The following is a 24415-nucleotide window of genomic DNA, read 5'->3' on the forward strand; positions in this document are numbered from 1 at the left end:
GTAACAATGAAAGCATTGCCCGATAATGTCCACGTCTTCGAACGTGGCTGGCTCTCGTCCAACAACGTGCTCATGCTGGGCCGCCACGAGACCACGCTGGTCGACAGCGGCTACCTGATCCACGCGCCGCAAACGCTGGATCTGGTGCGCCACGCCCTCAAGGGCCGCCGCCTGGACCGCATCGTCAACACCCACCTGCATTCCGACCACTGCGGCGGCAACGCCGTCCTGCAGGCGCACTATGGCAGCGAAACCCTGGTGCCGGTTTCCGAGCTGGACAATGTGCGGCACTGGGACGAGGAAAAGCTCAGCTTCAAAGCCACCGGCCAGCAATGCCAGCGCTTCAACGCGGACGGCGTGCTCACACCGGGCGACAAGCTCACCATGGCCGACCTGGAATGGCAGGTGATGGGCGCGCCCGGCCACGATGCGCACTCGCTGCTGCTGTACTGCCCCCAGGAAGCCATCCTGATCTCGGCCGACGCGCTGTGGCAGAACGGCTTCGGCGTGATTTTCCCCGAGCTGGACGGCGAGTCCGGCTTCATCGAGGAACGTGCCACGCTGGACCTGATCGCCTCGCTGGACGTGCGCACCGTCATCCCGGGCCACGGGGCCGTGTTCACCGACGTGGCGGCGGCGCTGAAACGCGCCCGCACCCGCCTCGATTTCCTGTCCGGCAACCCGGTACGCAACGCCGAATACGCCGTCAAGGTGCTGCTCAAGTTCCTGCTGCTGGAGCGCCAGCGCATGGCGCTGGACGAGCTGCCTGCGCTGTTCGCCTCGCTGCCCATCATCCAGGCCGCCTCCCGGCGCTACCTGGACAAGACGCCGGAAGAAACGGCCGAGTGGACTATCAGGCAGCTGGTGCGGGCCTGCAGCGCCCGCATCGAGAGTGGGTACTTACTCAACGACGGCTAGAGGCGAAGTTATCGCACGATCGTACTTTTTTCGTTTTATAATGGATTGATCGTTTTCAACCATATCATTCGGAGTCCGACATGGCCTTGCCTACCGTGCTGCAAAACCTGACCCTTCCCGTCATCGCCTCGCCGATGTTCATCGCCAGCGGCCCGAAACTGGTGGCGGCGCAGTGCAAGGCCGGCATCGTCGGCTCCTTCCCGGCGCTCAACGCGCGGCCGGCCGAGCTGCTGGACACCTGGCTGACCGAGCTGCAAGCCGAGCTGGCCGAGTTCCAGGCCGCCAATCCGGGCAAGCGCGTCGGCCCGATTGCCGTCAACCAGATCGTGCACCAGTCGAACGACCGCCTGGCGCATGACGTGGAAGTATGCGTGCAGCACCAGGTACCCATCATCATCTCCTCGCTGCGCGCGCCGCCGAAGGAGATGATGGACGCCATCCACAGCTACGGCGGCATCGTGCTGCACGATGTGGTGTCGATCCGCCACGCGCAAAAGGCGCTGGAAGCGGGCGTGGACGGCCTGATCCTGGTGGCCAGCGGCGCCGGCGGCCACGCAGGCACCCTGTCCCCGTTCGCGCTGGTGGGCGAGGTGCGCAAGTTCTTCAAAGGCCCGATCGCCCTGTCCGGCTCGATCGCCACCGGCGACGCCATCCTGGCCGCGCAAGCCATGGGCGCCGATTTCGCCTACATCGGCTCGCGCTGGCTGGCCACGCAGGAATCGAACGTGACCGACGCATACCGCGACGCCATCGTCGAGTCGGCGGCGGCGGACATCGTCTACACCAACCTGTTCACCGGCGTGCACGGCAACTACCTGAAGAAATCCATCGTCAATGCCGGCCTGGACCCGGACGCGTTGCCGGAATCGGACAAGAGCAAGATGAGTTTCGGCTCCGGCAGCGCCAAGGCCTGGCGCGACATCTGGGGCGCCGGCCAGGGCGTGGGCCTGATGGACGACGTGCCGAGCGTGGCCGAGATGATGGAGCGCCTGAAGGCCGAATACGCGGCAGCCCGGGCCCGCCTCAGCCTGTAACGATTGCTGCTGGCGTAGCGGTCAAAGAAAGTGCGCGCCACGATTGTGCCGCTTGGCTGCGCTGCTTTCAGCAAGCCTTCGCATTCAGCAGTAAGTCGCGTTCGGTCTTATCACTCGGCTTGAGTGCTCCTTGCGGTACTGCATGCAATTGCATACGATGAATGCATTGAAGGCGCTTCCGGGGTGATGTCATGGCTATGCTAACAATACGCAACTTGCCCGACGAGGTGCACCGCGCCTTGCGGATGCGGGCTGCACAACATGGGCGTAGCACGGAGGCTGAAGTGCGCGAAATACTGGCCAGTGCAGTGCAGCCGCAGACGCGCGTCCATATGGGCGACGCTCTCGCCGCATTAGGGCGCGAGCTTGGCCTTGCCGACGAGGATTTTGAAGTTTTCAACGAGATCAGGGACAAATCCCCGGCTGAGCCACCGAGGTTTGAATGATCGTCCTTGATACCAACGTTGTTTCTGAAGCGATGAAGCCGGCTCCCAATCCGCACGTGCGTGCCTGGCTGAACAATCAAGCCGCAGAAACGCTGTATCTGACGAGCGTGACATTGGCTGAATTGTTGTTTGGAATACGGCTACTGCCGTCAGGCAAGCGTAAAGACATATTGGTCCAGGCCCTTGACCGTCTGATGGCGTTGTTTAGGGATCGGGTACTTCCATTCGATACCGATGCTGCCAAGTTTTATGCTGAGCTTGCGGTAGCGGCCAGAGGTGCCGGACGCGCATTTCCGACGGCAGATGGTTACATAGCCGCGATCGCTGCCTCCCGGCGGTTCATGGTGGCTTCGCGCGATGTGGCGCCCTATGAGGCAGCCAAAATCGTTGTCATTAACCCGTGGGATTGATCCGCAGTTGCTGTCGCCCAGGCCGCCAAGAGTTTCTCATGCAACGCCAACCCCTGCAGGTTGGCGTTGTCGTTTCTGGCCTAAAACTCCCGCTGTCGGGTAAAAGTCAGGTAGATTTCGTCACCGACAGGGCAGGTCACGCTGGATACTCAAGGTTCACAAGCACCGGAGCGCATGAATGATACTCAAGCAACTACGCCTCAGCCGCAATCTATCCCAAGAGCAGTTGGCTCAGATGTCCGGCCTGAACGTCCGGACCATCCAGCGGATCGAAAGCGGCCACAAGGCCAGTGTCGAGTCTCTGAAATGCCTGGCTGCGGCGCTCGAAGTGGAGATATCAACTTTGAACCAGGAGAAATTCGTGATCGACAAACATACGCATAACTGGGAGAGCCTGCCGTTGTGGCTCAAATGCTGTTTCTCCCTGAACTTGCTCGCTGTCCAGCCAGCCCGGAAGGCCGCCCGCAGGATCGAAATCATTTCCCATGTCAGCGGTTTCGTGTTTTGCCTGCTCGGCCTCATCAACGAGGCTGCGCTGGCCGGCGGCTTGCTGATGCTGGCGAACGCCTACCTGTTTCATCTGCTGATATGGCAGGGCGACAAGCTCGGCATCTGGTACGACGCGCCCGAGATCGCCGCGCACTGAACGGACGCCGTCAGGGATGCTGGGCCAGCCTGATCAGTTCGGCCTCCGTGCCCTGGATGAAAATCTTGGGCTGTTCCAGCACGGCGCGCAGCGCCGCGTCGCCGCTGCGCCATAGCTGGCCGAATTGCCCGGCCGTGTGGAAGGCCGGCCGCACTTCGCGGCCCAGCTCGCCCGTCAGCGCTCCCAGCGCCTGGCGCAGTGCAAGCTGCCGGATCTGGGGCGCAATCACCATCAGATCGATGCCGCTGCTGGCGTGCACCGTGCCCGCCACCGCGTCGCCGTGGATGAAAACGGCGTCCAGCTGTGGCAGCTGGGCTTGCAGCGCGGCGCGGATCAAATCCCCCGCGCCGAAGGTTTTCACGACGATGCTGTGCAGTTCCTCGAAGATGGTGGCGTCGCGGTCGACCTGGTAGTGCTTCTGGTTGCCGGCGCGCCAGCTGTGCACCAGGCCGGATTCTTCCAGGCTGGCCAGCTCGCGCTGCACCGCGCCGGAACCGCAGGCGGCCAGCGCGATGATTTCGTTGGCGTAAAAAGACCGGTTGGGCTGGCCATAGAGCACGGCCAGCACCCGTTGCTGCGTCTTGGTGAATAGTACGTCGGCGAAGATACCCATATTGGGTATCTTAGTTCGCCCCGGCACGAACGTCCAGAAGCGTGTCTAGACGTTCAGGTCGTCGGTGTTGATGGCCCACAGCCCCGGCAGGTTGCGCCAGTAGCCATAGGCGTCCATGCCGTAGCCGACCACGAAGCGGTTCGGGATGGTGATGCCGACGATGTCGGCCGTCACCGGCTTGACCTTGCCGATGGCCTTGTCGCAGAACACGGCCAGGATCACTTCGGCCGCGCCCATGTCCAGCAGGCGCTGTTTCACGTGGGCCAGGGTTTCGCCTTCGTCCAGGATGTCGTCCAGCACGATCACGGTGCGGCCCACCACGTTGGAGCGCGGGATCACTTTCCACACCACGGCGCCACCCTTGTCCTCGTCGCCATAGCGGCTCACATGGATATAGTCGAATTCAAGCGGGAAGGTCAGTTGCGGCAGCAGGTTGCCGGTGAATACCACCGCGCCGCCCATCACGCCCAGCACCAGCGGGAAGGCTTGGTCTTCCGGCCGGTCGAAGCGTTCGTTCAGCTCGCCGGCCATGCGGCTGACGGCTGTCTGCACGGCTTCTTGGTCGAAAATTTCTTCTGCGTTCTTCAGCAGGTCACGGGCGCGGTTGTGATGAAAGTCTTGCATGATCTGGTCTTATTCTGACATCGGTAGGAATGGTCTTTATTATCCGCCATATCCCGCGCGCCCGCTCCGGCGTTGGATTCCTGCTACAGATGTCAGGAATAATCGCGTACGTCGTCGATCACCTTGCCATCGTTCGGCAAACTGCCTTTAACCGCAAACGCCACCTCGCCCCGCAGCTTGGTCAGGTCGCGAATAGTTTCTATGATGGAATTGGCCTGTACAACGCCGGGATTGTCGACTTCGCAATGCAAGGTCATCACGTCGTTGGCCATCTTGCCCGACACCACCAGCCGCGCCTTCAGGATTTCCGGGTGCCGGCGCGCGATTTCATGCACTTGCGAAGGGTGGACGAACATGGCGCGCACCTTGGTGGTCTGGTCGGCGCGGCCCATCCAGCCCCGGATGCGCAAGTTGGTGCGCCCGCACGGCGAGGGCGGGGCGTCGGTCAGGATCGCCGACAGGTCGCCGGTGGCGAAGCGGACCAGCGGATAGTCGGGGTTGAACAGGGTTACCAGCACTTCGCCCACTTCGCCCGGCGGCACCGGTTCGCCGCTGCCGGGGCGCACGATTTCCAGCAGCACGTCCTCGTCCAGCACCATGCCGGGATGGACCGTGCCGCCGCTGCGGGTTTCGTAGGCGATGCTGCCGATGTCGGCCGAGGCGTAGGTTTGCAGCACGTGCGGCACGCCGTTCTCGGCGAACCAGCGGCGCAATGATTCGGGCAGCGCTTCGGCGCCCATCATGGCCTGCTTCACGCTGCTGATGTCGGCGCCCATTTCGCGCGCCTTCTCGATGATGATCTTGAGGAAGGACGGCGTGCCGATATACGTGTCCGGCTTGAGCGATTCCATGGCCTGCACCTGCATCTCGGTCTGGCCGCTGCCGGCCGGGATCACCGCGCAGCCGATGCGGGCCGCGCCGCCTTCCACCATGAAGGCGGCTGGCGTGAAGTGGTAGGCGAAGCAGTTTTGCAGCAGGCCGCCGGCGCGCACGCCGGCAGCGTACATCGGCCGCGAGAAGCGCCACCAGTCGGCGCCGCGTCCCTCGGGATCGAAGATGGGGCCGGGCGACATGAACACGCGTCCCAGCTGGCCCAGCGGCGTGGCGTTCAGGCCGCCGAACGGCTTGATCTCCTGCTGCAACCCCTTCAGTTCGGACTTGCGCGTAACCGGCAGCGCGGCCAGCGCTGCGCGGCTGTTGATGGTGTTGGGGTCCACGCCGGCCAGGATGCGGCCCCAGCCCGGCGCACTTTGCGCGCGCGCTATCAGGCCGGGAAGGCGTGCCAGCAGTTCGCGTTCGCGCTGCTCGGGCGCGCGCGTTTCCAGGCTGTCCAGGGTGTCGCTCAGGATTTCGTTCATGACGGCGTGTCTCCGATTTCGCGCTGCAGTTTCTTGGTCAGTTTGCCGAAAATGATTTCGTAAGAACGTTTCAGCAGCGCGGCCGCTTCGGCATCGCTCACCGCTTTCAGGTCTTCAATCTTTACCCACTTGGCGCGCGCCAGGTAGGGCGCGGGGACGATGCCCGGACGGTCGGTCAGCTCGAGGAAGCGGTCATCGTCCACTTTGAAACTGATGCCGTCGGCCGCTTCGCTGCCGGTGACGGCGAACATTTTCTCGCCCACCGAGAACACCAGGTCGGCGCCCCATTTGATGTCTTCAGTGGCGCCGGGCAGGGCGCGGCACACGGCTTTCGCCTTCTCGATATTCATGCTCGCCTCATGCCAGCCAGCGCTTGCGGCGGCGGTAAAACTTCATGTCGCGGAAGCTCTTGCGGCCGGCGCCGGACATGCCGAGGTAGAACTCTTTGACGTCCTCGTTGTTGGCCAGTTCGGACGCTTCGCCTTCCATCACCACGCGGCCGTTCTCCAGGATGTAGCCGAAGTCCGCGTAGCGCAGGGCCACGTTGGTGTTCTGCTCGGCCAGCAGGAAGGACACATTTTCCTTCTGGTTCAAGTCCTTCACGATGCCGAAGATCTCGTCGACGATCTGCGGCGCGATGCCCATCGACGGCTCGTCGAGCAAAATCATGGAAGGCTTGGCCATCAAGGCACGCCCGATGGCGCACATCTGCTGCTCGCCGCCCGAAGTGTAGCCGGCCTGGCTGGCGCGGCGCTCCCTCAGGCGCGGGAAATAGTGGTACACCTTGTCCAGCGATTCCTTCAGTTCTGCGCGGCTCAGGCTGCGCGTATAGGCGCCGGTCAGCAGGTTTTCCTCGATGGTGAGGTGGCCGAAACAGTGGCGCCCTTCCATCACTTGCGACAGGCCGCGCTTCACCAGTTCGTTCGGCGTCAGCTGGTCCACGCGCTCGCCCTTGAACTGGACTTCGCCCTTGGTGACGTCGCCCCGTTCTCCGCGCAGCAGCGTGGACACGGTCTTGAGCGTGGTGGATTTGCCAGCCCCGTTGGCGCCCAGCAGCGCCACGATTTTCCCTTGCGGGACTTGCAGCGAGACGCCTTTGAGCACCAGGATCACGTGGTCGTAGATGACCTCGATGTTGTTCACCGAGAGGTAGGGAGGCGGAGCGGCGATGGCGGCAGTGTTCATATGCGTTCTCGATCAGGTTTGGTAGGGCGGGTGGGCACGCCAGTGCGTCACCCGCCAGCGCGGCAGGCCGGCTTACTTGGCGCAGGCCGGCGTAATGCCTTTCTCGGCCGCGTACTTGGCGGACGATTCCTCCACCAGCTTGCGGGTCAGTGCCTTGTCGCCCACCACCCAGTTCGGCGTGATGGCGACCCACTTCTTGCCATCCCATTGCTGCACTTTCACCGCACCCGAACCTTCGTGGTCGTCGCAGGTTGTTTTCACCGGCGGGAACATGCCCAGTGCGCCCAGCGCTTTCTGGCGCGCTTCGTCGATGTTCAGGTTCTCCAGGCCCCAGCGGATCTGGTCGCCGGTCATGACCTTGCCCTTGCCGAATTTTTCCTGCGCGGTGCGGATCGCCTCGCCGTACAGCACGCCGGCCGTTACGCCGCGCATGTGGTACACCGAACCGATGCGGCCCTGGTCCGCCAGGTTGCCTTTGCCGGCCGCATAAACCTTCTTGCGCAAATCATCGAGCAAGGGGTAGTTGCCGGGGGTGTTGAAGGTCATCGAGGTGTAGCCTTTGGCGGCGTCGCCCGAGGCGATGGTGTCCTCCTCCGAGCCGGCCCACCACACGCCCAGCATCTTCTCGCGCGGGAAGCCGTTGCGCTGCGCGGTCTTGATGGCGACCGAGTTCATCACGCCCCAGCCCCACAGGATCACGTGGTCCGGGTTGGCCTGGCGGATCTGCAGCCACTGCGACTGTTGCTCGCTGCCCGGCGGCGCCACGGCGATCTTGATCAGCTCAAAGCCGTGCTGCTTGGCCAGCTCCTCCAGCACAGGCAAGGGTTCCTTGCCGAATGCCGAGTCGTGGTACAGGTGCACGATCTTTTTGCCCTTCAGCTTGGCCATGCCGCCGTTTTTGTCGCCCAGGTATTTGATCATGGCGGCGGCCTGGTTCCAGTAGCTGGTAATCAGCGGGAACACATACGGGAAGACCTTGCCGTTGGCGGCGTCCGAGCGGCCGTAGCCCAGGGTGGTCATCGGCACTTTGTCCTTGGCCACGCGGTCCAGGATGCCGTAGGCGATGCCGGTCGACAGCGGCTCGACCAGGGTGGCGCCGCCGTTCTTGGTCTTCATGCGCTCGTAGCATTCGATGCCGCGCGACGGGTTGTATTCGGTCTCGCATTCCTCCCACGAGATCTTGGTGCCGTTGATGCCGCCATTGGCGTTCACCAGGTTAAAGTAGTCGATGATGCCGCCGTAGAAGCCGGAGCCGCCGGCTGCGTAAGGGCCGACGCGGTAGGACGGCAGCGCGATGAACTGTTCGGACTGGGCGAAGGCGCCGCCCACGGATGCCAGCAGCGTTGCGCCTATCACCAGGGATTTGATCGATTTCATTTTTGTCTCCTTCGTTGTTGTAGGTCGCGCTCAGTGCGGGAAAGGCCACAGGCGCAATTTCTCTTTGCCGATTTGCCACAAACGCGCCAGACCGTGGGGTTCCACGATCAGGAAAAAGATGATGAGGGCGCCAAACACCATCAACTCGAGATTCGATGCCACGCTGGTCGGCAGCCCCAGGCCGTGCGCCAGAATGTTGAGGAACACCGGCAGCAGCACGATGAATGCCGCGCCCAGGAAGGAGCCCAGGATGGAGCCCACGCCGCCGATGATGATCATGAACAGGATGCGGAACGACAGGTCCAGGTTGTATGCTTCCGGTTCCACTGTGCCGAGGTAGGCGAAGGCGTACAGCGCTCCTGCCACGCCGCAGTAGAAGGAGCTCACCGCGAAGGCCATCAGCTTGGTGCGCAGCGGGCGAAAGCCGATCACTTCGGCCGCCACGTCCATGTCGCGGATCGCCATCCAGGAGCGGCCCACGTTGGAGCGCACCATGTTCTTGGCCAGCAGCGCCATCACCGACACCACCAGCAGCACCAGCAGGTACTTGCGGGCCGGAGTGTCGAAGGCGTAGCCAAGGATTTCCATTTTCTGCGCGGTGATCACGCCGGACGAGCTGTAATTGGTCAGCCAGCCTATCTTGGTCAAGCACCACACCACGAAGAACTGCGTGGCCAGCGTGGACGCGGCCAGGTAGAAGCCGCGGATGCGCAGCGACGGCAGGCCGAAGGCGATGCCCACCATGGCCGCGCACAGGCCGCCCAGCACGAAGGCCAGCAGCACCGGAATGCCGGGAATGCGCAGGATGAAGTTGTAGGAGGCGAAGGCGCCCACCGCCATGAAGGCGGCGGTGCCGAGCGACAGCTGGCCGGCATAGCCGGTGAGGATGTTCAGTCCCAGTGCGGCCAGCGCAAAGATCAGGAAGGGGATCAGGATGGCCGACAGCATGTAGGGCGACGCCAGCAGCGGCAGCACCAGCACGGCCACCACCATGGTGACGGTGACGGCGATGCGGTCCTGGCGGATCGGAAAGATCTGGCCATCGGTTTCGTAGCGGGTTTTGAATTGTCCTGCTTCACGGTAGAACATGGTGGAGTCCTCTCAAATCCTGCGGATGATTTTTTCGCCGAACAGGCCTTCGGGCCGTACCAGCAGGAACAGCAGTGCCAGCACGTAAGGGAACCAGCCCTCGATGCCTCCGCCCACCATGGGGCCGATGTAGACTTCCGCCAGCTTCTCGGAAGCGCCGATGATCAGGCCGCCGACAATCGCACCGGGCACCGAGGTGAAGCCGCCCAGGATCAGCACCGGCAAGGCTTTCAGCGCGATGAAGGTGAGCGCGAACTGCACGCCGTTGCGCGCACCCCAAAGCAGGCCGGCCACCAGGGCCACCATGCCGGCCACCGCCCACAGGATGCCCCAGATGCGCTGCAGCGGAATGCCCACCGCCAGCGCGGCCTGGTGGTCGTCGGCCACGGCGCGCAGCGCGCGGCCTACCTTGGTCTTGGAGAACACCAGGGAGAGGATCAGTACCATGACGCCGCACACCGCCGCCGCCATCACGTCGAATTGGGAGACGATGATGTTGAACTTGTCCATCAGGATCTGCAGCGGCACGTCCTCGATGGGCAGCTCCAGGCGGTGCACTTGCGAGCCCCACATCAGCTGCGCCAGGCCTTCGATGAAGAAGGCCAGGCCGATGGTGGCCATGAACAGCGTGATTTCAGGCTGGTTTACCAGCGGCCGCAGCACGACGCGTTCGATCGCCAGGCCGAGGATGATCATGGCCACCACCGTGGCCGGTATCGCCAGCCACAGCGAAAAGCCGAACTTGTCCATCAGGCCGACGCAGGTCAGGGCGGCGAAGAACACCATCGCGCCCTGGGCGAAGTTGAACACGCCGGACGCCTTGTAGATCAGCACGAAGCCGATTGCCACCAGCGCATACATCACGCCGGACAGCAGGCCGCCGATCAGCACTTCAAAGAAAAAACTGATATTCATGTGGCGCCCCTTAATGCGTGCCGAGATAAGCGTTGATCACGTCCTGGTTGCTGCGCACTTCGTCCGGCGTGCCGTCGCCGATCTTCTTGCCGTAGTCCAGCACCACCACGCGGTCCGAGATATCCATCACCACGCCCATGTCGTGCTCGATCAGCACGATGGTGGTGCCGAACTGGTCGTTCACATCGAGGATGAAGCGGCACATGTCCTGCTTCTCCTCCACATTCATGCCGGCCATCGGCTCGTCCAGCAGCAGGATTTCCGGCTCGGCGGCCAGCGCCCGGCCCAGCTCCACGCGCTTTTGCAGGCCGTAGGGCAGGCGGCCCACCGGCGTCTTCCGGATGGCCTGGATTTCCAGGAAATCGATGATCTCCTCGGCCTTCACGCGATGTTCGATTTCCTCGCGCCGCGCCGGTCCCCAGTACAGGGCCTGCATCAGGAAGTTGGATTTCATCTTCAGGTTGCGGCCGGTCATGATGTTGTCCAGCACCGTCATGCCCTTGAACAGCGCGATGTTCTGGAACGTGCGCGCGATGCCGGACTTGGCCGCCGCGTAGCAGTCCATGCCCTTGCGCTGCTGGCCCTTGTGGATGATGGCGCCCTGCTGCGGGCGGTACACGCCGTTGATCACGTTCAGCATCGAGCTTTTGCCGGCGCCGTTGGGGCCGATGATGGCGCGGATCTCATGCTGGCGCACGTCGAAGGAAATGTCGGTCAGCGCCTTCACGCCGCCGAAGGACAGCGAGATGTTCTTCAGGTCCAGGATCACGGGGCCAACGCGCCGCGTGGCGCGCAGCAGCGCGTCGGGTTCGTTCATTTGCATGGAAGTCTCCTCGATCGCGCTCACGCGGCTTTCCCGACGATGGGATAGGTTTTGCTGTCCTGGATGCGCAGGTCTGCGGCGGCCGTGCCCACGCGGCCATCCTCGAATTTCACCTGCGTCTCGATGTACTGCGATGGCTTGCCGCTGTAGAGCGCATCGATCAGCACCGCGTACTTTTCGGCCACGAACTTGCGGCGCACCTTGCGGGTGCGGGTCAGTTCATCGTCGTCCGGGTCCAGCTCCTTGTGCAGCACCAGGAAGCGCGAGATCTGCGTGTTGCCCATCAGCGCTTCCGAAGCCAGGTCGGCGTTGACCTTCTCGATGCATTCCTGCACCAGCTCATAGGTTTGCGGCAGGCCGGCCAGGTCGGTGTAGCCCGAGTAGGCGATGCCGCGCCGCTCGGCCCAGTTGCCCACCGCTTCGATGTCGATGTTGATGAAGGCGCACACCTGGTCGCGCTCATGACCGAAGGCCACCGCCTCCTTGATGAAGGGGAAGAACTTGAGCTTGTTTTCGATGTAGTTCGGCGCGAAGATGGTGCCGCACTTCATCTTGCCCACGTCGGCCGCGCGGTCGATGATCTTCAGATGGCCTTCGCTGTCGAACACGCCCGCGTCGCCGGTGTGGAAGTAGCCTTGCTCGTCCACTGCCTCGGCGGTGGCGTCGGGTCGCTTGTAGTAGCAGTGCATGGTGGAGGCGGACTTCACCAGCACTTCGCCATTGGACGCCAGCTTCACTTCCACGCCCGGCGCAGGCAGGCCCACGCTGTCGAACTTGATGTTGCGGTCCGGCTGCAGGCAGATGTAGGCGCAGGTTTCGGTGGAGCCGTAGAACTGCTTCAGGTTCACGCCGATGGAGCGGTAGAAGCGGAACAGGTCCGGGCCGATGGCGGCGCCCGCCGTGTAGGCGACGCGCACGCGCGACATGCCCAGCACGTTTTTCAGCGGGCCGTAGACGAAGAAGCGGCCCAGCGCGTACTTGATGCGGTCGCCCATGGGAACCGGCTTGCCGTCCAGGATGTCGGCGCCGCTGCGGCGCGCCACGTCCATGAAGTAGTGGAACATGCGCTGCTTGATGGCGCCGGCGTCTTCCATCCGTATCATCACCGTGGTCAGCATGTTCTCGAACACGCGCGGCGGGGCGAAGTAGAAGGTGGGACCGATTTCGCGCATGTCCGTCATGACGGTGTCGCCGGACTCCGGGCAGTTCACGGTGAAGCCGGCCACCATGGCTTGCGCCATCGAGAACAGGCAGTCGCCCACCCAGGCCATCGGCAGGTAGGACAGCACGTTCTCGTCGTCGGTCAGCTTCTCGAAGGTCACGCCGCCCTCGCCGGCCTCGATAAAGGCGGCGTGGGTCTGGCACACGCCTTTCGGGCGGCCGGTGGTGCCCGAGGTGTACAGGATGATGGCGGTGTCGCCGGCCTGGCCGGCCTGCACGGCGGCGTCGAAGAAGCCGGGGTTGGCCTTGTCGTAGGCGCGGCCCAGTTCCTGCAGCCTGGCAAAGGAGATCAGCTCCTTGTGCGTGTAGTGGCGCATGCCGCGCTCATCGTCGTAGGCGATGTGCTCGATGTGCGGATAGAGTTCGGCCAGCTCGTGCAGCTTGTCGACCTGTTCCTGGTCTTCCACGATGGCGTAGCGGATTTCCGCGTTCTCCAGCACGTAGGCCATGTCGGCGGCGGGCGCGTCCTGGTACAGCGGCACCGGCACGCCGCCCAGGCATTGCGCGGCCAGCATGGACCAGTACAGGCGCGGACGGTTGTCGCCGATGATGGCCAGGTTCATGCCGCGCTCGAAGCCGAGCGCGGCCAGGCCGCAAGCCAGGGCGCGCACTTCCTCGTTCACCTGGCCCCAGGTCCAGGTCTGCCAGATGCCCAAATACTTTTCGCGGAACGCAGGCTTGTGCGCTCTCACTTTCCCGTGCTGCAATAAGCGGCGGGGGAATGTCTCCAGATCTTTCTGCACCGTTGTCTCCTTCGTGGCCCGTGAGAGCGAGGGGTATACTAATGTCTGGTTCAGTGCTTTTTTGTGTGATGATAGTAGCTCGCGATTTGCCGGCGCGTTGTCTTTTCGGTGACAATTCACTCATATTTTGACGTTGCTATGCAACAATGACAAACAACCAACCGACTCTTAAAGAAGCGCTGCGCTCCGCCATCTGGGCGCAGGCGCTCACGCCCGAGCAAATGGCCCGGGTAGAAGCCGACACTTACGAGACGTTCGTGCCGAAAGGCGGCTTTGTGTGCCGTAAAGGCGAAGAGGTCGACAACTGGGTGGGCATCATTGCCGGCATGGTGAAGATGAACAATTTCTCCCCGTCCGGCAAGAGCGTCACCTTCACCGGCGTGCCGCCCGGCGGCTGGTTCGGCGAAGGTTCCCTGCTGAAGAATGAACCGCGCAAGTACGACGCCATGGCGCTGCGCGACAGCCGCATCGCGCGCATGCCGGCCGACACTTTTAACTGGCTGCTGGAAACGAGTCTACCGTTTACCCGCTTTTTATTGATGCAGCTCAATGAGCGGCTGGGGCAGTTCATCGGCATGGTGGAAAACGACCGCCTGCTCGACATCGACACACGCGTGGCGCGCTGCCTCGCCGGGCTGTTCAACTCGCTGCTGTATCCGGGGATCGAGAAGCTGGTGCAGATTTCGCAGGAAGAAATCGGCCTGCTGTCGGGCGCCTCGCGCCAGCGCGCCAACCAGGCCTTGCAGGTGCTGGAGAAGCAAGGCCTGCTGCGCCTGGACTACGGCGGCATCCGCATCCTCGACCTGGAAGGCTTGCGCCGCTTCGAGACGTCCGAGCCTTAGAACCAGTTGCGCCTGAGGCCGAAGGCGATCCCCAGCAATGCGGCGCCGGCCAGGGACAGGACGGCGGCGCGCTTGCTTTGCATCATAAGCGGCGTTTGCCCGTCAACTCGCAGCCGCAGCCATTCGAGCAGGTAGGCCAGCGCGAACGCAAAGTATCCCAGACTGGCGAGCAATTCGTACTTCTTCCCTTCGGAAATTCCGGCAAGCAGATCGGAAATCGCGGCAATCAGGAACAGGCCGGCAATCCAGGGGGCGTATTTTCTTTGCATGCAGCAATTTTATCATCTGACAACATTGTTGGGGGGTGTTGCTCAGCGGGTGGAAGGGGAAGCCCGGTTTGTTCATCTGCGTCGGAGCCTGAGCCGCGTCGAGCGCAACCAGTAGCGGCGCGCGCATGGCTGGACAAGCTGGGCCTTGACTACAGCACCGGGCGCAAAGCGCGTACTGGGAAAGCGCAAGGCGTGCGCTGTCCGGGCCGCTGGCAGTGTTAGTGGCATAACACTGCGCGGTGAGCAGTTGGTATAAGCTGTGGGGTATCACTCACCTGTTGCAGGAGGGCACAGCATGGATACCCTGGCACGCCGGATCGGCGAAATGTTGGTGTTGCGCGGCGCGGCGTCGGCCGTGGCACGGTGGGGGTTGATGCGCGTGGTCGGCGTGGCCGGCCTGGCGGCGCTGGCCGGCTACTACCTGTTCTCCCACAAGAAAGACGAGCAGCAGCAGCGCCTGCTACCGGCGCCCGATGCCGGCGAACGCAGCGCTTCGAGCGGCTGGCCCGGCGAAGACCGCCGCCGCGCCCCCGAACTGGAACCTGGCATGACCTATCCTGGCGAGCGGCGCACCCTGCATTGAGGTCTACATCAAAGTTTGCTGCAAGGTATGATAGAGCCAAGTCGACTGCATCACTTTGCTCATGCCTAACTTAGAACTTTCTTCCATCGCCGGCCGCCTCGCCGCATTGCGGGCGGCCATGCGGGACCACCAGATCGACGCCTGCATGGTGCCGTCCGCCGATCCGCACCTGTCCGAATATTTGCCGCAGCACTGGCAGGGCCGCGAATGGCTGTCGGGCTTCACCGGCTCGGTCGGCACCTTCATCATCACGGCCGATTTTGCGGGCGTGTGGACCGACGGGCGCTACTGGACCCAGGCCGAGTCCGAGCTGGCCGGCAGCACGATACAGCTGATGAAGATTTCATCCGGCGCCAGCGTGCAGTATGTGGACTGGCTGGCCGAGCATATGCAGCCCGGCCAGACCGTGGCGGTCGACGGCGCGGTGCTGGGCCTGGCCGTGGCGCGCCTGCTGCAGCAGGCGCTGGCGGCCAAGAGCGTCACCCTGCGCACGGAGCGCGATCTGCTGAACGACATCTGGCAGGAACGCCCCAGCCTGCCAGCGGCGGAAGTCTACGAACTGCTGCCGCCTTACGCCACCACCAGCCGCACCGAAAAACTGGCCGACCTGCGCGCGGCGATGGCCAGCCACGGCGCCGGCCGCCACGTGATTTCCACGCTGGACGATATCGCCTGGCTGTTCAACCTGCGCGGCGCGGACGTCAATTACAACCCGGTTTTCCTGGCACACGCCCTCATCGATCCGGTACGCGCGACATTATTCGTGGCCGAAGGCAAGGTGCCGGCCGCGCTGCGCGCCGCTTTGGCGGAGCAGGGCGTCGACCTCGCGCCGTATGCCGGCTTCACCGCCGCCCTGGCGGCGCTGCCGCTGGACCAGCCGGTGCTGCTGGACCCGCGCCGCGTCACCTACGGCACGCGCCAGGCGCTGCCGGCCGGCGTGAAAGTGGTGGAAACGGTCAACCCGACCACCTTGGCCAAGTCCAGGAAATCCGCTGCCGAGGCCGCGCACGTGCGCGCTACGATGGAGCAGGACGGCGCCGCGCTGTGCGAATTCTTCTGCTGGCTGGAACAGACCCTGGCCGACCCGCAGCGGGCACCGTTGACCGAGCTGGACATCAACACCCGCATCACGGCCGCCCGCGCGCGCCGTCCGCGCTTTGTGAGCCCTAGCTTCGGCACCATCGCCGGCTTCCAGTCGAACGGCGCCATCATGCACTACCGCGCCACCGAGGCCAACCACGCGGTGATCGCGGGCGATGGCCTGCTGCTGATCGATTCCGGCGGCCAGTACACGGGCGGCACCACCGACATCACGCGCGTGGTGCCGGTGGGCAGCATCACCGCCGAGCACAGGCGCGACTTCACGCTGGTGCTGAAAGGCATGATCGCCCTGTCCGCCACCAAGTTTCCGAAGGGCACCAAGTCGCCGATGCTGGACGCCATCGCGCGCGCGCCGATCTGGGCGGCGGGCATCGATTTCGGCCACGGCACCGGCCACGGCGTGGGCTTTTTCCTGAACGTGCATGAGGGGCCGCAGTCGATCTCGCCGTCGGCCATGCCGGAGCCGCACACCGCCATGGAAGAGGGCATGATCACCTCGATCGAACCGGGCATCTACCGGCCCGGCCGCTGGGGCATCCGCATCGAAAACCTGGTGCTGAACCAGCCGGTGGAGATGGGCGAGTCCGGCGGCGAATTCGGCGCCTTCCTGCGCTTCGAAACGCTGACACTGTGCCCGATCGACACGCGCTGCCTGGAGCACGCGCTGCTGCGCGACGACGAGCGCGCCTGGCTCAACGACTATCACGCCACGGTGCGCCAGCGCCTGGCCCCGCACCTGTCCGGCGACGCGCTGGCCTGGCTGCACACCCGCACGGAGGCAGTATGAGTTCAGCCCGTTCCACTCGCGCCAGCAACGCGCTCGACCGGTTGAAAGAGCGCAGCGGCAACAAGCTGTACACCATGTCGCGCACCGGCAGCGGCCATTTCTTCCTGACCGCCGGTCCTGGCCAGCCGCCGCTGTGCCCGCCAATGGAACTGGACGAGTTCGTCGCCTTCGTCAACGCGCAAGGACCGCAGCAGGTGCGCCGCGTGAGCAAGCTGGACGTGGCGTTTGAAAAGCAGCTGACCAAAAAAACACCCGAAAAATAACCTGGGGACGGCCATGCCTACCAACGCATTACTGGAAGCCTACTGGTCCGCCAGCGAACTCGCCACCAACGGCATCGTGCTGCTGAACATCTTCGGCGCTTTGTTGCTGGGGCTGCTGGTCGGCTATGAGCGCTCCTACCACGGGCGCGCGGCCGGCATGCGCACGTACGGCCTGGTGTGCATGGCGTCGTGCGCGCTGACCGTGATCTCCGGCTATCCTTCGTTCTGGTACGGCGGCCATATGGCGCAGGTCGGCGGCCTGATCGGCACCGACCCCACCCGTGTCATCCAGGGCATCGTCACCGGCATCGGCTTCCTCGGCGCGGGCGTCATCATGCGCGAAGGCTTCAACATCAGCGGCCTGACCACGGCGGCGTCGATCTGGGCCTCGTCGGCCATCGGCGTGATGATAGGCGTCGGCTTCTATATGGGCGCCATGGGACTGGCCTTCCTGTGTTCCATGTCGATGATTTACCTGTCCAAGCTGGAAGCCTGGCTGCCATCGCGGCACGCGGTGGCGATGACCATGCGCTTCAAGGCGGGTTACGTGCCCAACGAAGCAGCGCTGCGCGACATAGCGCTCAAGCGCGGCTATGAAATTGCCGGGGGATCGATGATGATCGCCAGCGACAAGGGCATGCAGGAGTGGCGCTTTGTCGCCATTGCGCTGAGCAAGCGGTCCGGCGCTTCGATGTCGGAACTGGCGGCGGAGATGGCGCAGTTCGACGGCCTGGAGGGTTTCCAGGTCTCCCACGCGCGCAATTGAGGGGACTTTATGGTGTCAGCGACAGCACAAGACGTACTGGATTTCTGGTTCCTGCCGATCGGCGTCAAGGGCCACAACACGCAGCGCCCGGAATGGTTCCGCAAGGACGCGGCCTTCGACGCGCAGATCCGCGCCCGGTTCGGCGAGCTGGTCGAACAGGCCCTGCAGGGCGGCCTGCGCCACTGGGACGACGAGGGCACGCAAGGCACGCTGGCGCGCATCGTGGTGCTGGACCAGTTCACGCGCAACATCCACCGCGACACGCCGCTGGCCTTTGCGGGAGATAGCCTGGCGCTCGAAGCGGCGCTGGCGCTGGACAATTCCGGCGCCAACCAGACCTTGCCGCCGGTGCAGCGCATGTTCGCCTACTTGCCGTTCGAGCATGCGGAAAGCCTGTCCATGCAGCTGCGTTCGCTGGATCTGTTCGACATGCTGCGCGCCTCGGCCACCGGCTTTGAGAGCACCTACGACTACGCCAAACGGCATCACGAAATTATTCGCCGCTTCGGCCGTTTCCCTCACCGCAACGCCATCCTGGGCCGCGCATCGACGGCGGAAGAGACCGAGTTTCTCAAGCAGCCGGGATCGGGATTCTGATGCGCAGCCTGAGCGTGATCGGCGGCGGCCACGTGGGCCGCGCGCTGGGGCGCCTGTTCGCGCAAGCCGGCGGGCCGGGCGGCGCTGCTGCGCCGTTCGCGCTGCAGGACGTGCTGGCGCGCTCGCCCGCAACGGCGCAGCGCGCGGCGGACTTCATCGGCGCCGGCACGGCGGTTGACGGTTATGCTGCGCTGCGCCCGGCCGACGTCTACATGCTGTCGGTGGGCGACGACCAGATCGTTGCGGCTTGCGCCGCGCTGGCGGCGGCGCTGCCGCTGAAAGGCGCCATCGTGTTCCATTGCAGCGGCGCGCTGGCCTCCGACCGCCTGCAGGTGGCGCGCGACGCGGGGGCTGTTGTAGCCAGCGTCCATCCCATCCGCAGCTTTGCCGATCCCGAAGCCGTGGCCGCTTCGTTTGCCGACACCTTCTGCGGCATCGAGGGCGATCCGCCGGCGCTGGCGGTGCTGGCGCCCGCGCTGCTGGCCATCGGCGCGCGCCCGGTCGCCATCGACGCCGCCGCCAAGACGGTCTACCACGCCGCCGCCGTGTTCGCGAGCAACTACCTGACCACCGTGCTGGACGCCGCCTTGCGCGCCTACCAGGCCGCCGGCATTCCCGAAGCCATTGCGCGCGAGCTGGCCCAGCCGTTGGTGACGGAGACCGTGGCCAATGTGTTCCGCCTCGGCGCCGCGCCCGCGTTGAGCGGCCCCATCGCGCGGGGCGACATGGCCACCGTGGCCCGCCAGCAGCAAGCCGTATCGCACTGGGACGCGGCCACGGGCGAGCTTTACCAGGCCCTGGTGGCGCCAACTGTGAACTTGGCGCGCCGAAAGCACAACAAATAGAGAGAGTTGCTCCTCTACACTTCCGATTTCCTTGTAAAACCTCGGCAGAAGCAATAAGCTTAATTACTGGAAAACAAGAGCATGCCGGCCCCAATGGCGCGGCGGCCAAAGCGATAGGGGCAAGACCATGTTATTTCTGAAAAGTACGTCCGTGACCAAGGCGCCAGGCATCTACGAAGTAGATATCGCCGCCAAACCGCCAGGCAAGACTTACGGCGTCTACCTGGCCACGGACCCGGACAATCCGCCCGCCGACGTGCTGGCGGCGCTGGCAGCGGCCGGTTTCCAGAACACCCACAGCTCCGGCTACACCCATAAAGACCGCGGCAAGGTGCTGGACCTGCATTTCCAGAAAGATGGCACCGACCTGTTCAAAGGCTGGAAGCCTGAAGAGAACGAAGCCAACATGGCCCAGATCACCAAGATCTTCAGCGATGTCGGCATTGCCATCGCGCCGCGCGTCATGTCGCTGGCCGAAGCCTACGCCTAACTCCCTGCGCTGATCCCGGCAGGCCGGTCAGGCCTGCACTTCAATGTGGTACAAGGCCCATGGGCAGGAACCGAAGCGGTCCTGCACGGGCTTGCTTGCCATTTCCGGCACCTTGTCCGCCTCGTACACCGCCCATAGCGGGCCCAGGCCGCCCAGCGCCATCGGGGCTCCGTCCATTTGCGTGGCGACAATGTAGCGGTGCGCGCGCGCCTGCGCCACCGTGATGCCGGCCGCGTAGCCATCTACTGCGCGCAGCACGATCTTGCTGCTGTCCGCCAGCGTGGCCCCGGCCGCCTTCAACACGTCCAGCAGCAGCGGGCCGCGCAGCGCGTGCACCTTGCCGTCGTATTCCAGCGTCGGCTGGATGGCGATGGCCGGCAGCGCCGACAGTGCGGCGAAGTCGAAGGCGTGCGCCTTGTCGAAGCTCAGCTTTTGCTTGTGCATCATCTGGTCGCGCACCGGCTCGAAGGGGCCGCGGTTGGGCCTGGCGATGGCGCCGGTGACGGTGAGCAGGGCGGGGCCGCGCGCCGGGACGGCTGCGTGGGCAGATTGCAGGGCGGGCAGGGTGGCCGCCGTGGCCAGCGTGCCGAGGAAGAGTCGTTTTTTCATGCAGGTATGATAGCGGTTATGGACCTTTTTTCCGAGCATTCCGGCGTGCTGGACGCCATCCCCATAGACGACGGCGAGCTGTACTTCATGCCCTGCCTGCCGCTGTCTCGGGACAGCGCCGCCGTGCTGGCGCGGCTGCTGGCAGAGACGGACTGGCGCGCCGAGTCGATCACGCTGTGGGGCAAGCAGCTGCTGCAGCCGCGCCTGACCGCCTGGCACGGCGAGGCGCGCTATAGCTATTCCGGCATGACGCTGCAGCCGCAGCCGTTCACGCCGCTGCAGCTGGAGATCAAGCAGGCCGTCGAGCAGGCCAGCGGCCAGCGCTTCAACAGCGTGCTGCTTAACTATTACCGAGACGGCCGGGACAGCATGGGCTTCCACAGCGACGACGAAAAGGAACTGGGCCGCAATCCCGTCATCGCCTCGGTCAGCTTCGGCGCGCCGCGCACCTTCATCCTCAAGCACAAGCGGCAGCCCCGGACGGTCAAGCTGGCGCTGGGCAACGGCAGCCTGCTGGTGATGGCTGGCGCGCTGCAGCATCATTGGCGGCACGGCATCAACAAGGAAAAGTCCGCTGCCGGGCCGCGCGTCAACCTCACCTTCCGCAATATCCTCGCTTAAACCCTTCCTTAAGTCCTTCTTAAGCTAAGTTCTGCCATTTTGTGGCGATCTTCGCCGTTTCAATAGCGATTACAACTTCTAACAATTATTACGGAATCCGGTGGGACGGAGTGGCTTTGCCAATGCTATCGTCCTTACATCGCGCTTCCAAACGAACTGCGATCCCAAGCAAGTCCCTTACTTTTTGCTGAAAGATCACTAACATGAAAAAGATTCTGTTCGCACTGATTACCTCCGCTACCGCCCTGGGCGGTATTTCCGCAGCCCAGGCTGCCGAACCAGGCACGGCTTACGTTGGCGCCGGCGTCGTGGCAAGCCAGCACAAGTACAACCTGTCCAACGACACCAGCACCGGCGACCGCAAGAGCGATGAATGGTCCGGCAAGATTTATGGCGGCTACCAGATCGACAAGACCTGGGCGGTTGAAGGCGGCTACACCGATTTCGGCAGCTCCAACTACAAGTACTCCGTCGGCAACAACAACGGCGCCATCGACAGCAAGTCGCACTCCTTCTACGTAGCAGGCAAGGGCAGCTACCCGATCAACGAGCAGTTGTCCGCGTTCGGCAAGCTGGGCGTGGCCTACAACAAGAATGAGGTGCACGGCACCGGCCTGGCCGCGCCGTACGCGCTGGGCGACAGCAACCGCACCAACCTGTACGCGTCGGTGGGCGCCGAGTATGCGATCAACCAGAAAGTGTCGCTGTCGCTCGAGTATGAGCACTACGGCAAGAACGATATCGACCAGGGCCGCAAGAAAGGCGCAGTCACCCTGGGCGCGCGCTACAACTTCTAAGCCGAACGCTTAGCGCGGTTGCCGATCGAGGCCGGGCGCGACAGCGGCATCCTTGCGATGCTTATGTCCTTGTGCCCGCCTCCCAGTTTTAAACCAGCTTCACACTGCTTCAAACCTGTTTCAACTGCTTCAACTGTTTTCTCCTCCCTTTTTACTTCCCCTCGCAGCTGACGCGCTGCAAGGGGAAATCTTTTCCCCTTGCCTTGCCGTTCATGGTGCCCTCGATACGGGCCTGCAGCTTGTCGCCTTCGCGCTTGTAGATGATGCGCTGCGGGAAGTCATGCTGGGGGTTCTCGAATACCGCGCTGCTGCCTTCCACGCTGACCAGTTTGAATGAGGCCTCCGGCTGGCTGTGCGGTTTGGCCACATAGGCCAGCTGGCCGTCGACTTCGCGGATCTGCAGGAATTCCCAGGCGGTGGTCTTGCCGTTCTTCACCGTGCGGCTCATGCCGAGCAAGGTGCCGCCGGCCGGCGCCATCCACTGCTCGCCGGAGCCGGCTTCGGCGCCGGGCGCGGCCCAGCAGCCGGCGAGCCAGCCGAGCTGGCCGATGGCGTCGGCGTTGAGCGGCGCGGCGGCGGCGCCGCCGGCGGCCAGGACTGCTGCCGCAGCGGCGGCGAGGGCTGTCTTCATTTTTTTCTCCCGGGAATAAAAAAAAGGCACGGTAGTAACCGTGCCTTTCGATGTTACACCTGATTAAGTCGTCAGGGGCTTGTAGCGGATACGCTTCGGCTTGGCGCCTTCTTCACCCAGGCGCTTCTTCTTGTCGGCTTCGTATTCCTGGTAGTTACCGTCGAAGAAGGTCACTTGCGAGTTGCCTTCAAAGGCCAGGATATGGGTCGCGATACGGTCCAGGAACCAGCGATCGTGCGAAATCACCATCACGGAGCCGGCGAATTCCAGCAGCGCGTCTTCCAGCGCACGCAGGGTTTCCACGTCCAGGTCGTTCGACGGTTCATCCAGCAGCAGGACGTTGCCGCCCATCAGCAGGGTCTTGGCCAGGTGCAGACGGCCGCGCTCACCGCCGGACAGGTTGCCGACAATCTTCTGCTGGTCGCCGCCCTTGAAGTTGAAGCGGCCCAGGTAGGCGCGCGACGGCATTTCAAAGCGGCCCACGCTCAGCATGTCGGCGCCGCCGGTCACGTCTTCGAACACGGTCTTGGCATCGGACAGGGCGTCGCGGTGCTGGTCGACGATGGAAACCTTGGCCGTTTTGCCGATGATCACTTCGCCGCTGTCCGGCACTTCTTTGCCGGTGATCATCTTGAAGAGCGTGGATTTACCGGCGCCGTTCGGACCGATAATGCCGACAATCGCGCCGGCAGGAATCGTAAAGCTCAGGTTGTCGATCAGCATGCGGTCGCCGAAGGACTTCGACACGTTCTTGAACTCGATCACTTCATTGCCCAGGCGCTCGGCCACAGGGATGAAGATCTCCTGGGTCTCGTTGCGCTTCTGGTATTCGTGCTCGCTCAGCTCGTTGAAGCGGGCCATGCGGGCCTTGGACTTGGCCTGGCGCGCTTTCGGATTCTGGCGCGACCACTCCAGTTCCTTCTGCAGCGCCTTCTGGCGGGCCGATTCGGTGGCTTCTTCCTGCTTCAGGCGGGCCTGCTTCTGGTCCAGCCAGGAGCTGTAGTTGCCTTTCCATGGAATGCCGCTGCCGCGGTCCAGTTCCAGGATCCACTCGGCCGCATTGTCCAGGAAGTAGCGATCGTGGGTGATGCCGACCACGGTGCCGGGGAAGCGCACCAGGAACTGCTCCAGCCATTCGACCGATTCCGCGTCCAGGTGGTTGGTCGGCTCGTCGAGCAGCAGCATGTCCGGCTTGGACAGCAGCAGCTTGCACAGCGCCACGCGGCGCTTTTCGCCGCCGGACAGCACGCTGATCTGCTGGTCCCAAGGCGGCAGGCGCAGCGCGTCGGCGGCCATTTCCAGCTGCAGGTTCAGGTTGCCGCCGTCGGACGATGAAATGATCGCTTCCAGGCGCGCCTGCTCGGCGGCCAGCGCGTCGAAGTCCGCGTCTTCCTCGGCGTAGGCGGCGTACACGGCGTCCAGCTTGGCTTGCGCTTCGAACGCTTCGCCCAGGCCGGATTCCACTTCCTGGCGCACGGTCTTGTTCGGGTCCAGCTGCGGTTCCTGCGGCAGGTAGCCAATGTTCAGACCCGGCATCGGGCGCGCTTCGCCCTGGATGTCGGTGTCGATGCCGGCCATAATTTTCAGCAAGGTCGATTTACCGGAGCCGTTCAGGCCCAGCACGCCGATCTTTGCGCCCGGGAAGAAGGACAGCGAAATATCTTTGAGGATCTGGCGCTTGGGCGGGACGATTTTGCCCACGCGGTTCATGGTATAGACGTAGTTTGCCATTAGGAAATTCTCGATATGTTACGAAGGTCAACAAGGATACGCCAAACGCCGCCATCCAGCTAGTTTCGGCTGGTTTCAGCG

General features: G+C 63.8%; 29 protein-coding genes. 15 read left to right on the forward strand and 14 right to left on the reverse strand.

Going from position 1 to position 24415, the window contains the following annotated elements; all coding sequences use genetic code 11:
- The first annotated feature begins 6 nt into the window (after positions 1–6).
- The 5 genes from AC6H42_RS09565 (at position 7) to AC6H42_RS09585 (ending at position 3454) form a co-directional block, all read left to right on the forward strand.
- The gene (locus tag AC6H42_RS09565) at positions 7–918 is read left to right on the forward strand and encodes an MBL fold metallo-hydrolase (protein ID WP_057158633.1); all 912 of its coding nucleotides are present in this window, start codon (positions 7–9) and stop codon (positions 916–918) included.
- A gap of 80 nt (positions 919–998) precedes the next feature.
- On the forward strand, positions 999–1952 hold the full coding sequence (locus AC6H42_RS09570; RefSeq protein WP_057158631.1) for an NAD(P)H-dependent flavin oxidoreductase: 954 nt from the start codon (positions 999–1001) through the stop codon (positions 1950–1952).
- 191 nt (positions 1953–2143) lie between these two features.
- Positions 2144–2398, forward strand: coding sequence for a FitA-like ribbon-helix-helix domain-containing protein (locus AC6H42_RS09575; RefSeq protein ID WP_057158629.1), 255 nt, complete (start codon positions 2144–2146; stop codon positions 2396–2398).
- Positions 2395–2808, forward strand: a complete 414-nt coding sequence (locus AC6H42_RS09580; protein WP_057158627.1) for a type II toxin-antitoxin system VapC family toxin — start codon at positions 2395–2397, stop codon at positions 2806–2808. Before AC6H42_RS09575 ends, AC6H42_RS09580 begins: the two co-directional genes overlap by 4 nt.
- Before the next feature lie 178 nt (positions 2809–2986).
- Complete coding sequence (locus tag AC6H42_RS09585) at positions 2987–3454, forward strand: helix-turn-helix domain-containing protein (protein WP_057158626.1); 468 nt, start codon at positions 2987–2989, stop codon at positions 3452–3454.
- Positions 3455–3464: 10 nt separating this feature from the next.
- Here AC6H42_RS09585 and AC6H42_RS09590 read toward each other — a convergent pair whose 3' ends face one another.
- The 10 genes from AC6H42_RS09590 to AC6H42_RS09635 form a co-directional block, all read right to left on the reverse strand.
- A complete protein-coding gene (locus AC6H42_RS09590; RefSeq protein ID WP_497547911.1) occupies positions 3465–4067 on the reverse strand; it encodes a transcriptional regulator in 603 nt (200 codons plus the stop codon).
- A gap of 45 nt (positions 4068–4112) precedes the next feature.
- The gene (locus AC6H42_RS09595; RefSeq protein ID WP_057158622.1) at positions 4113–4691 is read right to left on the reverse strand and encodes a hypoxanthine-guanine phosphoribosyltransferase; all 579 of its coding nucleotides are present in this window, start codon (positions 4689–4691) and stop codon (positions 4113–4115) included.
- A gap of 92 nt (positions 4692–4783) precedes the next feature.
- Entirely contained in the window at positions 4784–6049 is a 1266-nt protein-coding gene (locus AC6H42_RS09600; protein WP_497547912.1) for a phenylacetate--CoA ligase family protein, read from the reverse strand.
- On the reverse strand, positions 6046–6399 hold the full coding sequence (locus AC6H42_RS09605; RefSeq protein ID WP_057158620.1) for an MmcQ/YjbR family DNA-binding protein: 354 nt from the start codon (positions 6397–6399) through the stop codon (positions 6046–6048). The genes AC6H42_RS09600 and AC6H42_RS09605 overlap by 4 nt, the downstream gene beginning before the upstream one ends.
- Positions 6400–6406: 7 nt before the next feature.
- Positions 6407–7234, reverse strand: a complete 828-nt coding sequence (locus AC6H42_RS09610) for an ABC transporter ATP-binding protein (protein WP_057158619.1) — start codon at positions 7232–7234, stop codon at positions 6407–6409.
- Between the two features lie 72 nt (positions 7235–7306).
- Positions 7307–8611: an ABC transporter substrate-binding protein gene (locus AC6H42_RS09615; protein WP_057158618.1), complete on the reverse strand. Its 1305-nt coding sequence runs from the start codon at positions 8609–8611 to the stop codon at positions 7307–7309.
- Between the two features lie 30 nt (positions 8612–8641).
- A complete protein-coding gene (locus AC6H42_RS09620; RefSeq protein WP_057158617.1) occupies positions 8642–9700 on the reverse strand; it encodes a branched-chain amino acid ABC transporter permease in 1059 nt (352 codons plus the stop codon).
- A gap of 12 nt (positions 9701–9712) precedes the next feature.
- The gene (locus tag AC6H42_RS09625) at positions 9713–10609 is read right to left on the reverse strand and encodes a branched-chain amino acid ABC transporter permease (protein ID WP_200954126.1); all 897 of its coding nucleotides are present in this window, start codon (positions 10607–10609) and stop codon (positions 9713–9715) included.
- Positions 10610–10625: 16 nt separating this feature from the next.
- Positions 10626–11438 (reverse strand): ABC transporter ATP-binding protein, encoded by an 813-nt coding sequence (locus AC6H42_RS09630; RefSeq protein ID WP_057158615.1) that lies wholly within the window; start codon positions 11436–11438, stop codon positions 10626–10628.
- 20 nt (positions 11439–11458) lie between these two features.
- Positions 11459–13390: an AMP-binding protein gene (locus tag AC6H42_RS09635; RefSeq protein ID WP_082552246.1), complete on the reverse strand. Its 1932-nt coding sequence runs from the start codon at positions 13388–13390 to the stop codon at positions 11459–11461.
- Between the two features lie 158 nt (positions 13391–13548).
- Here AC6H42_RS09635 and AC6H42_RS09640 point away from each other — a divergent pair, with 158 nt between their 5' ends.
- A complete protein-coding gene (locus AC6H42_RS09640) occupies positions 13549–14244 on the forward strand; it encodes a Crp/Fnr family transcriptional regulator (protein WP_057158613.1) in 696 nt (231 codons plus the stop codon).
- On the opposite strand, the gene AC6H42_RS09645 is transcribed toward AC6H42_RS09640, so the two are convergent.
- On the reverse strand, positions 14241–14513 hold the full coding sequence (locus AC6H42_RS09645; protein WP_057158612.1) for a hypothetical protein: 273 nt from the start codon (positions 14511–14513) through the stop codon (positions 14241–14243). The genes AC6H42_RS09640 and AC6H42_RS09645 overlap by 4 nt on opposite strands.
- A 295-nt stretch (positions 14514–14808) precedes the next feature.
- Here AC6H42_RS09645 and AC6H42_RS09650 point away from each other — a divergent pair, with 295 nt between their 5' ends.
- The 7 genes from AC6H42_RS09650 (at position 14809) to AC6H42_RS09680 (ending at position 19945) form a co-directional block, all read left to right on the forward strand.
- Positions 14809–15096 (forward strand): hypothetical protein, encoded by a 288-nt coding sequence (locus AC6H42_RS09650; protein ID WP_057158611.1) that lies wholly within the window; start codon positions 14809–14811, stop codon positions 15094–15096.
- A 61-nt stretch (positions 15097–15157) separates the two neighbouring features.
- A complete protein-coding gene (locus AC6H42_RS09655) occupies positions 15158–16984 on the forward strand; it encodes an aminopeptidase P family protein (protein ID WP_057158610.1) in 1827 nt (608 codons plus the stop codon).
- A complete protein-coding gene (locus AC6H42_RS09660; RefSeq protein ID WP_056400700.1) occupies positions 16981–17247 on the forward strand; it encodes a hypothetical protein in 267 nt (88 codons plus the stop codon). Before AC6H42_RS09655 ends, AC6H42_RS09660 begins: the two co-directional genes overlap by 4 nt.
- Before the next feature lie 13 nt (positions 17248–17260).
- Positions 17261–18013 (forward strand): MgtC/SapB family protein, encoded by a 753-nt coding sequence (locus AC6H42_RS09665; RefSeq protein ID WP_057158609.1) that lies wholly within the window; start codon positions 17261–17263, stop codon positions 18011–18013.
- A 9-nt stretch (positions 18014–18022) separates the two neighbouring features.
- Positions 18023–18610: a DUF924 family protein gene (locus AC6H42_RS09670; protein ID WP_057158608.1), complete on the forward strand. Its 588-nt coding sequence runs from the start codon at positions 18023–18025 to the stop codon at positions 18608–18610.
- Complete coding sequence (locus AC6H42_RS09675; protein WP_057158607.1) at positions 18610–19455, forward strand: Rossmann-like and DUF2520 domain-containing protein; 846 nt, start codon at positions 18610–18612, stop codon at positions 19453–19455. The genes AC6H42_RS09670 and AC6H42_RS09675 overlap by 1 nt, the downstream gene beginning before the upstream one ends.
- Positions 19456–19582: 127 nt before the next feature.
- On the forward strand, positions 19583–19945 hold the full coding sequence (locus AC6H42_RS09680) for a hypothetical protein (RefSeq protein WP_057158606.1): 363 nt from the start codon (positions 19583–19585) through the stop codon (positions 19943–19945).
- A gap of 27 nt (positions 19946–19972) precedes the next feature.
- On the opposite strand, the gene AC6H42_RS09685 is transcribed toward AC6H42_RS09680, so the two are convergent.
- Positions 19973–20554, reverse strand: a complete 582-nt coding sequence (locus tag AC6H42_RS09685) for a putative pterin-binding protein (RefSeq protein ID WP_057158605.1) — start codon at positions 20552–20554, stop codon at positions 19973–19975.
- An 18-nt stretch (positions 20555–20572) separates the two neighbouring features.
- Here AC6H42_RS09685 and AC6H42_RS09690 point away from each other — a divergent pair, with 18 nt between their 5' ends.
- Both AC6H42_RS09690 and AC6H42_RS09695 read left to right on the forward strand, forming a co-directional pair.
- Positions 20573–21175: an alpha-ketoglutarate-dependent dioxygenase AlkB family protein gene (locus AC6H42_RS09690; RefSeq protein ID WP_057158604.1), complete on the forward strand. Its 603-nt coding sequence runs from the start codon at positions 20573–20575 to the stop codon at positions 21173–21175.
- A gap of 203 nt (positions 21176–21378) precedes the next feature.
- Entirely contained in the window at positions 21379–21972 is a 594-nt protein-coding gene (locus AC6H42_RS09695) for an outer membrane beta-barrel protein (RefSeq protein WP_057158603.1), read from the forward strand.
- A gap of 151 nt (positions 21973–22123) precedes the next feature.
- Here the strand turns inward: AC6H42_RS09695 and AC6H42_RS09700 are convergent, their stop codons facing one another.
- Positions 22124–22603, reverse strand: coding sequence for a DUF6265 family protein (locus tag AC6H42_RS09700; protein WP_057158602.1), 480 nt, complete (start codon positions 22601–22603; stop codon positions 22124–22126).
- A gap of 63 nt (positions 22604–22666) precedes the next feature.
- Positions 22667–24334 (reverse strand): energy-dependent translational throttle protein EttA, encoded by a 1668-nt coding sequence (ettA, locus tag AC6H42_RS09705; protein ID WP_057158601.1) that lies wholly within the window; start codon positions 24332–24334, stop codon positions 22667–22669.
- Positions 24335–24415: the final 81 nt, after the last annotated feature.

The sequence above is a fragment of the Massilia sp. NBRC 108631 genome, from assembly GCF_059704565.1.

Excerpts from the sequence above, each read along its gene's own strand:
- AC6H42_RS09655 (WP_057158610.1), top strand. The coding sequence starts at position 15,158 with ATGCCTAACTTAGAACTTTCTTCCATCGCCGGCCGCCTCGCCGCATTG.
- AC6H42_RS09600 (WP_497547912.1), bottom strand. The coding sequence starts at position 6,049 with ATGAACGAAATCCTGAGCGACACCCTGGACAGCCTGGAAACGCGCGCG.
- AC6H42_RS09605 (WP_057158620.1), bottom strand. The coding sequence starts at position 6,399 with ATGAATATCGAGAAGGCGAAAGCCGTGTGCCGCGCCCTGCCCGGCGCC.
- AC6H42_RS09585 (WP_057158626.1), top strand. The coding sequence starts at position 2,987 with ATGATACTCAAGCAACTACGCCTCAGCCGCAATCTATCCCAAGAGCAG.
- AC6H42_RS09680 (WP_057158606.1), top strand. The coding sequence starts at position 19,583 with ATGTTATTTCTGAAAAGTACGTCCGTGACCAAGGCGCCAGGCATCTAC.
- AC6H42_RS09670 (WP_057158608.1), top strand. The coding sequence starts at position 18,023 with ATGGTGTCAGCGACAGCACAAGACGTACTGGATTTCTGGTTCCTGCCG.
- AC6H42_RS09700 (WP_057158602.1), bottom strand. The coding sequence starts at position 22,603 with ATGAAGACAGCCCTCGCCGCCGCTGCGGCAGCAGTCCTGGCCGCCGGC.
- AC6H42_RS09640 (WP_057158613.1), top strand. The coding sequence starts at position 13,549 with ATGACAAACAACCAACCGACTCTTAAAGAAGCGCTGCGCTCCGCCATC.
- AC6H42_RS09675 (WP_057158607.1), top strand. The coding sequence starts at position 18,610 with ATGCGCAGCCTGAGCGTGATCGGCGGCGGCCACGTGGGCCGCGCGCTG.
- AC6H42_RS09570 (WP_057158631.1), top strand. The coding sequence starts at position 999 with ATGGCCTTGCCTACCGTGCTGCAAAACCTGACCCTTCCCGTCATCGCC.
- AC6H42_RS09630 (WP_057158615.1), bottom strand. The coding sequence starts at position 11,438 with ATGCAAATGAACGAACCCGACGCGCTGCTGCGCGCCACGCGGCGCGTT.
- AC6H42_RS09565 (WP_057158633.1), top strand. The coding sequence starts at position 7 with ATGAAAGCATTGCCCGATAATGTCCACGTCTTCGAACGTGGCTGGCTC.
- ettA (WP_057158601.1), bottom strand. The coding sequence starts at position 24,334 with ATGGCAAACTACGTCTATACCATGAACCGCGTGGGCAAAATCGTCCCG.
- AC6H42_RS09575 (WP_057158629.1), top strand. The coding sequence starts at position 2,144 with ATGGCTATGCTAACAATACGCAACTTGCCCGACGAGGTGCACCGCGCC.
- AC6H42_RS09610 (WP_057158619.1), bottom strand. The coding sequence starts at position 7,234 with ATGAACACTGCCGCCATCGCCGCTCCGCCTCCCTACCTCTCGGTGAAC.
- AC6H42_RS09695 (WP_057158603.1), top strand. The coding sequence starts at position 21,379 with ATGAAAAAGATTCTGTTCGCACTGATTACCTCCGCTACCGCCCTGGGC.
- AC6H42_RS09620 (WP_057158617.1), bottom strand. The coding sequence starts at position 9,700 with ATGTTCTACCGTGAAGCAGGACAATTCAAAACCCGCTACGAAACCGAT.
- AC6H42_RS09580 (WP_057158627.1), top strand. The coding sequence starts at position 2,395 with ATGATCGTCCTTGATACCAACGTTGTTTCTGAAGCGATGAAGCCGGCT.
- AC6H42_RS09645 (WP_057158612.1), bottom strand. The coding sequence starts at position 14,513 with ATGCAAAGAAAATACGCCCCCTGGATTGCCGGCCTGTTCCTGATTGCC.
- AC6H42_RS09660 (WP_056400700.1), top strand. The coding sequence starts at position 16,981 with ATGAGTTCAGCCCGTTCCACTCGCGCCAGCAACGCGCTCGACCGGTTG.
- AC6H42_RS09690 (WP_057158604.1), top strand. The coding sequence starts at position 20,573 with ATGGACCTTTTTTCCGAGCATTCCGGCGTGCTGGACGCCATCCCCATA.
- AC6H42_RS09650 (WP_057158611.1), top strand. The coding sequence starts at position 14,809 with ATGGATACCCTGGCACGCCGGATCGGCGAAATGTTGGTGTTGCGCGGC.
- AC6H42_RS09615 (WP_057158618.1), bottom strand. The coding sequence starts at position 8,611 with ATGAAATCGATCAAATCCCTGGTGATAGGCGCAACGCTGCTGGCATCC.
- AC6H42_RS09685 (WP_057158605.1), bottom strand. The coding sequence starts at position 20,554 with ATGAAAAAACGACTCTTCCTCGGCACGCTGGCCACGGCGGCCACCCTG.
- AC6H42_RS09595 (WP_057158622.1), bottom strand. The coding sequence starts at position 4,691 with ATGCAAGACTTTCATCACAACCGCGCCCGTGACCTGCTGAAGAACGCA.
- AC6H42_RS09665 (WP_057158609.1), top strand. The coding sequence starts at position 17,261 with ATGCCTACCAACGCATTACTGGAAGCCTACTGGTCCGCCAGCGAACTC.
- AC6H42_RS09590 (WP_497547911.1), bottom strand. The coding sequence starts at position 4,067 with ATGGGTATCTTCGCCGACGTACTATTCACCAAGACGCAGCAACGGGTG.